Below are 8433 nucleotides of genomic sequence, written 5' to 3'. Positions count from 1 at the left end.
CACGTCGAGCCTGGCAGAATAGGTGATCACGTGGAGCCCTCTCGGAGACCGATTCCGTCGCAAGAACCTGTCTACCGATGGCTCCACGTCCTTATCAAAAGCTGTCCGCTATGGACGGTACGCCCGTGTCATCCCGAACCGCCCCCGGATCCTTGCTGAGATCACCTCATTGGACAGTTGAAAAAGAGACGCCTCGGTATTCATCGCAGGCACGGCAGATTCCGACAGCGGCGTACGGCCGTTCGCCGATCCGTCGACAGCAGTAGCGCGACCGGATCGGGCGACAACTCCCGGTCAACTCGCCTGGCCGCTCGAGAACGGCGACAGAACCCTACCGGAGACTCCGGCCGGCAACGAGAATCCATCCCGATAGAAATCCGGATCGTCGATGAAACGGAGCACCTCGTCGACTCGGAGATTGTCGCCCTTGACATTGTCGTAGATGTCCACGATTTTTCCGTCGACGTCATACCGGAAGACGTACCGCACCTTACCCGTGGAATGGTGCTGCTGCTTTTCGAGTTTCCTGAGCCGGTTCTGGGCGTCTACGGCGACGTCCAGCACCGGCCGCCCGGCCTCGTCGTGGAGGATGAAGATCCGGCCCACCTGCTCCCCCTGCCGGTCGTGACGAAGCGACACGTCCCACCGATACCCGCCCTCGCGTTCCACCGGCATCTGGACGCCGAACGGGATGCCCGGATGTTGCCGCAGGTGACGGTCGCGGACCGCCGCCAGGTCGGTCGACCAGTAATCGACGTGGAAGACGCCGCCGTCCTCGAACAACTCCACGAAATCCGGCTGGCCCAACTCGTCGAAGTGCCCACGCGAGTAGTCGCCCTCCGCAACCGCCTCGGACTCGGCGACCTCCTCACCCGGCGCAATGCCCCAGTCGAGGTAATAACGGACCCGGCCCTCACTCATAGTCCTCGTCCGATACTAGGAGAGCGATGTGGACGTCCCTGGCGGCCGGCCGTCTCCGGGCTTTCCCGATCGCCCGAGGCGCCCCGCGAATCGGATCGCTCCCGAATACCGATCCGGTCGACGAACGGGTCAGGCCGCCCAGAACACGGTGCACTGAGCATTCTTCGCAGCGATGTCAAAAAAGGTGACCAGCGCAGCGTAACGTTGACCGACCAGACGCCCGATACCGTCGAGGCGTTCGGCGGTCAGTGGAACACCCGAGCGGTCATTCGCGGCCAGTGCCGCCGGCAGGTGCGGCGCCAGCACATCGAAAGACGTCCGGTTCAGTCGATCCGCGATCTGCGCCACCTCGGGCGGCGTCAGTGAGCGGGAGAGCGGATAGTCGTCGCCCGCGCCCCAGGCGGTGTCCTCGTCCGGAAACGCCTGGCCGGCGGTCATCGGATCCAGCGGAAAACCCGCCGTTCGCATCAGAAAGGACAGCACGGCCCAGTCACGGTCGAGATCCACCCGGTACTCGGGGTCCATCTCCAACAGGCGGTCGTATGCCTCGCCGGGTACGGACCGAAGCTCTTCCAGAAGCTCTGGGTCCAGCCGCACCAGGTCACCCAATACGCTCACGACACGCCGCCCTTCAAGTCATCGCGTCCGGCGATCGTAAAAATAGGCACAGGCCCTGTCAAATCAGTTCCAATTCCTTGTTTGAATCGAATTCCCGGCATTCGCGGATGCCGCCGTCGCCGGCCCGGTAACCCGAGGCACCGCTCCGCCGGTCAACCGGCCGGCCCCTGGCCGGAGGACGAACCTCCCGGTGAACCACCCGCCGGGTCGGGGTCCGCGCCCGGTGAACTGTTCCCGGCGCCGTCGCCGACCGCGTCCGCGGTCGGCAGCCCCGCTGTGGTCAGGGCCTCCACGTGTGCCTCACTCCGGAACCCACCGGTGTCGAATCCCGAGTCCAGGCAGATGATCCGAACGTTCTGCACGGTGCCCAGTTCCCTCCGCATCGCCTCGGCCTGCGCGTCGTCGATGGCCAGCAGCACCACGTACTGGGTCTGCTTCTTCTGGGTGGGGCCGGTACCCATCTTGTTGGTCGCCGTTTTCACGGCCGCGGCCTCCCGGCCCAACCGAGCGGTCGTCAGGTCGTAGGAGTCCACGCTGACCATCTGTCCGTTCACCCAGTTGACCTTGATGACGTCGGCGGTCGTACCGGCGACGGTGACCTTCCCGTCGGCCGTGGTCACCACCCCCTTGAGGCTGGCCATGTACGGATCGTTCTCGTCCTGGTTGTAGAACATTGAACCGTTTCCGGTGCTGGGGTCGTACAGCTCACCGTCGGCCCGCAGCCGGTCGTTGAGGAAGTTCACCGCGTCAGCGTCCCGCCCCGGGGGTGGGTTCGGGATTATGTGGTGCGGGTAGCCGTTGCCGTCCACGAACGTCGAGGAGTCCGGCGCGGTCAGCGGCGTGTAGCCAACCGGGGGACCGGAGTTACCCGGAGTGTTGCCGGCGTAGTCCGAGGGAATGGCGGCACCGGGCTCCGACTGCGCCACCGGTGTGGCGTCGACGGTTGGTTCGAGAGCCGACGCCGGGCTGGCGCCCAGCGGCGGACGGCTGCTGGCCACCCCGGTCGGACGGTTGGCCATCGGCATCGGCCGCCCGTCCGGACCGACCACCAGGGCGTCGATCTGGATAACGTTGGACGGAGAGGGCGTGCCGCTGTGGCCGTAGAGCGGCCGGTCGGCGATCTGGCCGGTCTGCATGTCGACGTAGAGGACCGTGCCGTTCTGGTTGATCGCGGCCCAGGCGTGTCCGGCACCCCCCTCCCACTTGTTCAGCAGGAAGGCCATCGAGCCGGGGCCGCCGGCCCTGAGCTGAGCCTCCAGGTCGCCGTACGCGGCCTCGACGGCAGCCCGGTCGGCCGCCGGGTCAACCCCGTCGACCTGTGTACGGAGCTGCTGGAACCGCCCTCCGGTGGCGTCCTCGATCCGCCCCGGGCCGTCCCACTCCCCGTCGAGCGGTCGGCTCGGGTCACCCTCGGCGTACGCGTCGAAGGTCCGGGGCGCGGAGACCCGCGGCCGGCCGTGTGCCCACGTTTCGAAAAACGACAGCACGCAGTCCACGCAGTTGATGCCCCGGGTCGGGTCGGCGGCCGGCCCGCCGTCGTTGCCCAACCCGAACCAGCGGCCCCACCGCGGATCGGCGTTGCGGACCACGCTGCCGTCCGGGTTGCGCGGCATCTGGTTCTCGAGGTTCACCTGGTCGGCCGCGAGCGGCGGGCGCAGCCCGAACCGCTGGTTGTAGCGGCGGGACCGGTCGATCGACGGCGGATGGTCCGTGCCGGTCAGCGCAGACCGGTTGCCGGTACGGACGCCACCGGTGGCGAGCAGACCGGAGTCGGTGTTCAGCCGGACGAAGTCGGTGTCGCTGTCGACGCGGACGACCGGTGGTCTGACCTGCCCGGTCAGGACCCGGTTCGCCTGGTGGGCGAGCGCCTCCGCCAACGCCGCCGTACGATCCGCGCTCTGCTGGAACAGCGCGGCCCGGGCCGGGTCGCCCGACTGCCGCAGACGTTGCGCCTCGGTGGCCAGTTCCCGCGCCACCGCCCGCTCACGATCGGCCTGCCGACGCAGCGGCTCGGCCGTGTCCGCCCGCCGGTTCTGCTCGTACCGGGCCCACTCGGACCGGCGCGGGTCCTGGCCGCTGTTCGGGTGTGTCCCGGACGGGCGGCCGGAGCCGGGCGCCGCCACCACCACGCCGAACCGGTCCTCGCTCGTGGGCCGGGGACCCGGACTGTCGGGCGTGCGCTGCTCCGGCACCCGGGTTCCACTGTCGCCGCGCGGGGCGTCCACCGGCGGCCCGCCGGACGGCGGCGTCAGTGGCACGACCGGCGGGGGTGCAACCGGCGCAGGCGCGGCCGTCGACGCTGGCGGTACGGCCGGACCGGACGGCCCGACCGGTGGCCGGGGCGGCGTGGGTCCCTCACCCGGTGGCCGGGGCGGCGCGGGTGTGGCCGGGACGCTGGAACTGCTCGGCCCGGGCCCCGGGACGGCGGAGCCCGGTGGGCCGGGCGGCGTCGGTGGCCCACCGACCGACGGTGCCACCGGACCGGCCGGTCCGACCGGGGTCGGCGGCAGGGCCGGCGCGACGGACGGGCCACCGGCAGCCGGCGTTGCCGAAGCCGGCGGAATGGTCGGGCCGGCCGGAGTGACCGGGGCGGTGACGCCGCCGACCGGGGTGCCGGTCAGCGTGGACAGCGCCGGTCCGGCCGATGGCGACGGCCCGGTCACCGACACCGCCGGCATGGTCGCTCCACCGACCGGCGCGGGGGTGGCGAGTCCAGCGCCGGGGACCGGGGCCGCCGACGGCGGGGCGACGGACTGCTGTGGAACGGCCGGCCCGGCCGCTGTCCCGGTCACCGTGACGGAGGCCGCGGCCGGGGTGGGCGTACCGCCGGTGGAGACACCCGCACCGACCGACGTGCCCGTCGACTGCGCCGTCCCCGGCGTCTCCACGACCGGGGTGGCGACCCCGGCGAGTCCCACCGTGGTGGGCCGTTCGGCGCTTGTCTGGCTCTCCGCCGCGACACCTCCGACCGGCGCGGACACCGAGGCATTCGCGGCGACATCACCGGCGGTGGTCGTCGCGGCGGCGTCGACGCTCACCACCGGGCCGGTCGTGGGGCCGGTCGCGGCGGCGTCGACGCTCACCACCGGGCCGGTCGTGGGGCCGGTCGCGGCGGCGTCGACGCTCACCACCGGGCCGGTCGTGGCGACCTCGACATTCGGCACGGTCACGGGACCGGTCGCGTCGAGGGACAGGGCGGCCGGCAGGGTTGTCACCGGAGTGGCCTCCACCGACGGCAGGCTCACCCCGGCGGTCGCTCCAGTCGCCTGGCCGCCCACCGCCGCACCGGCCGGTCCCACCTCCACCGACAGGCCACCGAAGGTCGGCCCACCCACCGGAGCGCCGGTCGGCGCCGTGGAGCCGCCCGTCGTGGCCGACGGTCCCGAGGCGACGTCCGACAGACCCGGCAGCCCCGTCGGTCCGAACGAGGTCGCCGACGGACCGCCGGACGATCCCGTGAACGCCGAGGGACTGCCCGCCGGGGCGTCACCGGCCAGCGAGGTGCTTCCGACCGAACCGCCCGCCAAGGACGACAGATCCGGCCCGGTCGACGGCCCGCCGGCCAGGGCTGAGGGAACAGACCCGCTCCCGGCCAGACCCGAGGGACCCGGCCCGCCACTCGTCGGGCCGGCGGGACCGGCTCCCGGTGGGGCGCCGGTGGAACCAGCCGGGCCCGCCACCGGGTCGGCGGCCAGACCGGGGTTCGCGCCGGGCGGGGCGGGCAGGCCGGACAGCCCGTCGAGCCGGCCCTCCAGCCGGTTGCTGGCGGCGTCGCTGGCCTGGTTCACCGTTGAACTCGCCGCGCCCGAGGTCGCCGCCATTCCGGCATCGGTGAGCGAGACAAATCCGTTGCCGGTGGCGAGGCTCGCCGCGTTCTCGGCGATCACCTCGCCGCCCATCTCCCGGCCGACGTTCTCGAAGAACCTGCCGGCCCCACCGGAGGCGTTCGGCCCCAGGCTGGCGACCGAGGCGGCCGCACCGCCGGCGAAGCCGCCCACCGCCGACATGCCCAGCGAGGCCATGTCCAGGCCGTCCCGCCGGCCGGTGCTGTTCTGGTAGGCCTGGATGCCGCCGTCGATCGCGACCTCCTCGCCCGCCTCCTTCAGACCGTCGATGCCGGCCCGCTTCGCGAACGACTTCAGGCCCCGCTCCGAAACCTCCTTCGCCGCCTTCTCGGCGGCCTCCTTGGCGCCCTTGCGCAGGGCCTTCTTGGCCAGCTGCCCGATCAGCCGCTTGAAGATCATCTTGATGATCTCCCGGGTGACGGCCATCGCGGCGGCCGCCGCCGGGGAGGCGGCGCCGAGGGTGAGGACGACGGCTATCCCGAGACCGATCAGCTCCGCCACCAGGATGCCGAGCTGGATCCAAACCTCGATCTTGGCAGCCTCGATGTCACAGCCGCACTCCTCGACCAGCTTCCCCAGCTCGTGGGCCACGTCGGCGAGCAGGATGAGCGGCGCCTCCTCGCCGTCGGCCACCTGGCGCCACGCCTGGTCGAAGGCCTGACCGACCGAGCCGGTGTGGCCGTACCCGTCGAGGACCCCGCTCGCGGCGGTGATCGCGTCGTCCCGGGGGCCGGCGATTCCGGCGGACAGCTCGAACCACCGGTCGGCGAGGTCCCAGACCTCCTTCTCGTTCCCCTCCGGCCACTCGACCCCGATCACCCACTCCAGCGCCTCGTAGACCCAACCGGGCAGGTCCCAGGGGGAGAAGTCGAGGGGGTGGGGAATCGGGCTGGGCAGAATGGTCATGAGGCGTCGCCTCCCGTCGGTCCCGCCCGGTCACCGGTCCACGTGCTGGATGCGCTGCGAGTTGGCCGTGTCGGTCTGCACGCTCGCCTGCACCGACTGCGTGACGTTGGCGCCCAACGTCTCCACGTACCGGCCGACGCTCTGCCAGGCCTTCATGATCGTTGCCTCGAAGCCGCGGTAACGCTGCTCGAAGGCTTCGCCGATCTCGTCCCTGCCCCACGGACGGTTCGCGCTGGCGGCCCTGATCTCGGCGCCCAGCCCGTCGTGCTGCGCGGTGATCGCCTTACCGGCGTACGACAGATCGGTGCCGGACCGTTGCGCCCGCCCCGGGTCGAGCCACAGCTCCTGCTCACTCACGCCGCTCCGCCTCCTCGCGTAGGGCCGCGTCACTACGCCGGAGCAGGCTGCCGAAGTCGCCGTCCTTGAGGAAGTCGGCCGCCCCCGAGCCGGCGGGCAGGTAGTTGCCGACAAGTCCCTGCACTCCGACGGAGGCCGCGTCGGCGGCCCGCTGCACGGTCGCGGTGATCTTCGCGGCCAGCGCGTTCGCGTCGCCGTCACGGTATATACGACGGTCAAGCTCCAGTTTGACCAGTTGTCCACGAGGGCCGACGGTCGCCGTCACCAGCCCGTCGTCCGACGACTCGGTCGCCCGGAACGCGGCCAACTGCCCCTGCAGGTCGGCCAACCCGGACCGGAGCCGCTCGTACTGGCCGTACACCTCGTCGAAGCGGGCCCGAAGTGCTCGGTTCGCGTCGCGGTTCGCGCCATCCACCACAGCCGACCCCCGTCATCGCTTTGGGTAGTCGGATATCCTACCGACGGACAGGGCCGCTGTCTCCAGTGGTTCGGCAGACGACCGGCCCGGCGACCGGACGGGGAGTCCACAGTGATCAGCCACGAGGAAGTCACCAGGATCGCCGCCGAGTGGTCGCGCCAGGACGGCGTACGTCTGGGCTGCGAATGTGACCCCGTGGTCGACGAGTTCGACCTCGGTTACGTCGTCTGGTCCCGGATCCCGGTCGACGTACCGGTGGCACCAGGCGACGGGACGTTGACCGTCATCGACCGGGAAACCGGCGAGATGACCAACTGGCCCCGGCTGCCCTCCCCGGTCGTGCAGGACCTCTACCGCCAGGACCGGGCCACCCGGCCGCCCCGGATCCGAACCGTCGACCCCGCCGTCGAACTACGTCGGACGAGCCGCCGACCGGCGACGCCGGGCACCGCCGCCCACCTGAGCCTCGGCACCGACCGGTACGTCGCCCGGGGCGCCAAGGGTGACCTCGAACTCCGGCACCACCCGCTGGTCGCGGCGTACCTGGCCGACCTGCCGTCCGGTCACCTGGTCCGGGGCGGCGACCGGCACGCCGAACTGATCGTGCTCTCGGACCTGCTACACGAGTACGACCGCCGGCAGACGAACCTGCGCCAGCCCACCCTGACCCTGCCGGTTGCCCGGGAACTGCTCACCACAGCCCACTTCGCCCTGTTCCGGGTACGCGAGTCCGGCGACCCGTACGGCGGACCGGCCGACCGGCCCTGCGAGCCGTGCCTGCGGGCGCTGGTCCACTTCGGGGTGTTGCCCTGGTCGGATCTCGCGTACACCGAGGAGTCCCGCCCCGGTCCGCAACCGCTGCCCGAGCCGGGCCGGTTCCCGTCGGAGGTGGGTGCCGCGCTGGTCGAGGCGGGTTGGCGACCACAGTTCGGCGACGACCTGCTGGCCCGCAACGCGATCGCAACGGTCGTCGAGACGCCCGGCCAACGGCACCGGCATACCAGCTTCCCGGCGGTCGAGAGCGCGTTGACCCGGTTCCCCGGGCTGGTCAGTGCCCGGCGCGGCCCCGGCGAGCAGGTCTGGATCCGGCGTTTCGACCTGGATCCCCGGGCGGCGGCGCACACCGCGGACAGCCTCGGTGACTTCGCGACCCTGATCCGGGCCCGGCTCTTCCCGATCGGCACCGAGCAGGGCGACAGCATCCTGGCGATGGACGAGTACGAGCGGGTCTTCGCCCTCGACCAGGCCGGCGAGTGGTTCATCGGCTCCGGCATCGACGACGCGTTGACCAACCTGCTGCTCGGCCGCGCCGCGCACCGGGTGCACGACGACGGCACCTGGTGAACCCGACGCCTGAGGGGACCCCGG

Annotated in this window: 6 protein-coding genes; 1 reads left to right on the top strand and 5 read right to left on the bottom strand. The window is 71.5% G+C overall.

Annotated elements, in window-relative coordinates; all coding sequences use genetic code 11:
- Window positions 1-294: 294 nt before the first annotated feature.
- From ABGB05_RS13405 to ABGB05_RS13385, 5 genes are all read right to left on the bottom strand, one after another.
- Window positions 295-921, bottom strand: coding sequence for a hypothetical protein (locus ABGB05_RS13405; RefSeq protein WP_347653582.1), 627 nt, complete (start codon window positions 919-921; stop codon window positions 295-297).
- Window positions 922-1050: 129 nt separating this feature from the next.
- Window positions 1051-1539: a DUF1877 family protein gene (locus tag ABGB05_RS13400; RefSeq protein WP_347653581.1), complete on the bottom strand. Its 489-nt coding sequence runs from the start codon at window positions 1537-1539 to the stop codon at window positions 1051-1053.
- Window positions 1540-1691: 152 nt separating this feature from the next.
- On the bottom strand, window positions 1692-6290 hold the full coding sequence (locus ABGB05_RS13395; protein ID WP_347653580.1) for a toxin glutamine deamidase domain-containing protein: 4599 nt from the start codon (window positions 6288-6290) through the stop codon (window positions 1692-1694).
- A 30-nt stretch (window positions 6291-6320) separates the two neighbouring features.
- The gene (locus ABGB05_RS13390; protein WP_347653579.1) at window positions 6321-6647 is read right to left on the bottom strand and encodes a hypothetical protein; all 327 of its coding nucleotides are present in this window, start codon (window positions 6645-6647) and stop codon (window positions 6321-6323) included.
- Entirely contained in the window at window positions 6640-7062 is a 423-nt protein-coding gene (locus tag ABGB05_RS13385; protein ID WP_347653578.1) for a YbaB/EbfC family nucleoid-associated protein, read from the bottom strand. Before ABGB05_RS13385 ends, ABGB05_RS13390 begins: the two co-directional genes overlap by 8 nt.
- A gap of 114 nt (window positions 7063-7176) precedes the next feature.
- Here ABGB05_RS13385 and ABGB05_RS13380 point away from each other — a divergent pair, with 114 nt between their 5' ends.
- Window positions 7177-8409, top strand: a complete 1233-nt coding sequence (locus ABGB05_RS13380) for an SUKH-3 domain-containing protein (RefSeq protein WP_347653577.1) — start codon at window positions 7177-7179, stop codon at window positions 8407-8409.
- Window positions 8410-8433 lie beyond the last annotated feature (24 nt).

Source organism: Plantactinospora sp. B5E13, from assembly GCF_039871775.1.
Lineage (GTDB): Bacteria > Actinomycetota > Actinomycetes > Mycobacteriales > Micromonosporaceae > Plantactinospora.
Note: the sequence above shows the minus strand (reverse complement) of the source record. Positions and strands in the feature narration are given on the sequence as shown.

Bases quoted from the DNA above. Each gene is read 5' to 3' on its own strand.
- ABGB05_RS13405 (WP_347653582.1), bottom strand. From the start codon at position 921: ATGAGTGAGGGCCGGGTCCGTTATTACCTCGACTGGGGCATTGCGCCG.
- ABGB05_RS13395 (WP_347653580.1), bottom strand. From the start codon at position 6,290: ATGACCATTCTGCCCAGCCCGATTCCCCACCCCCTCGACTTCTCCCCC.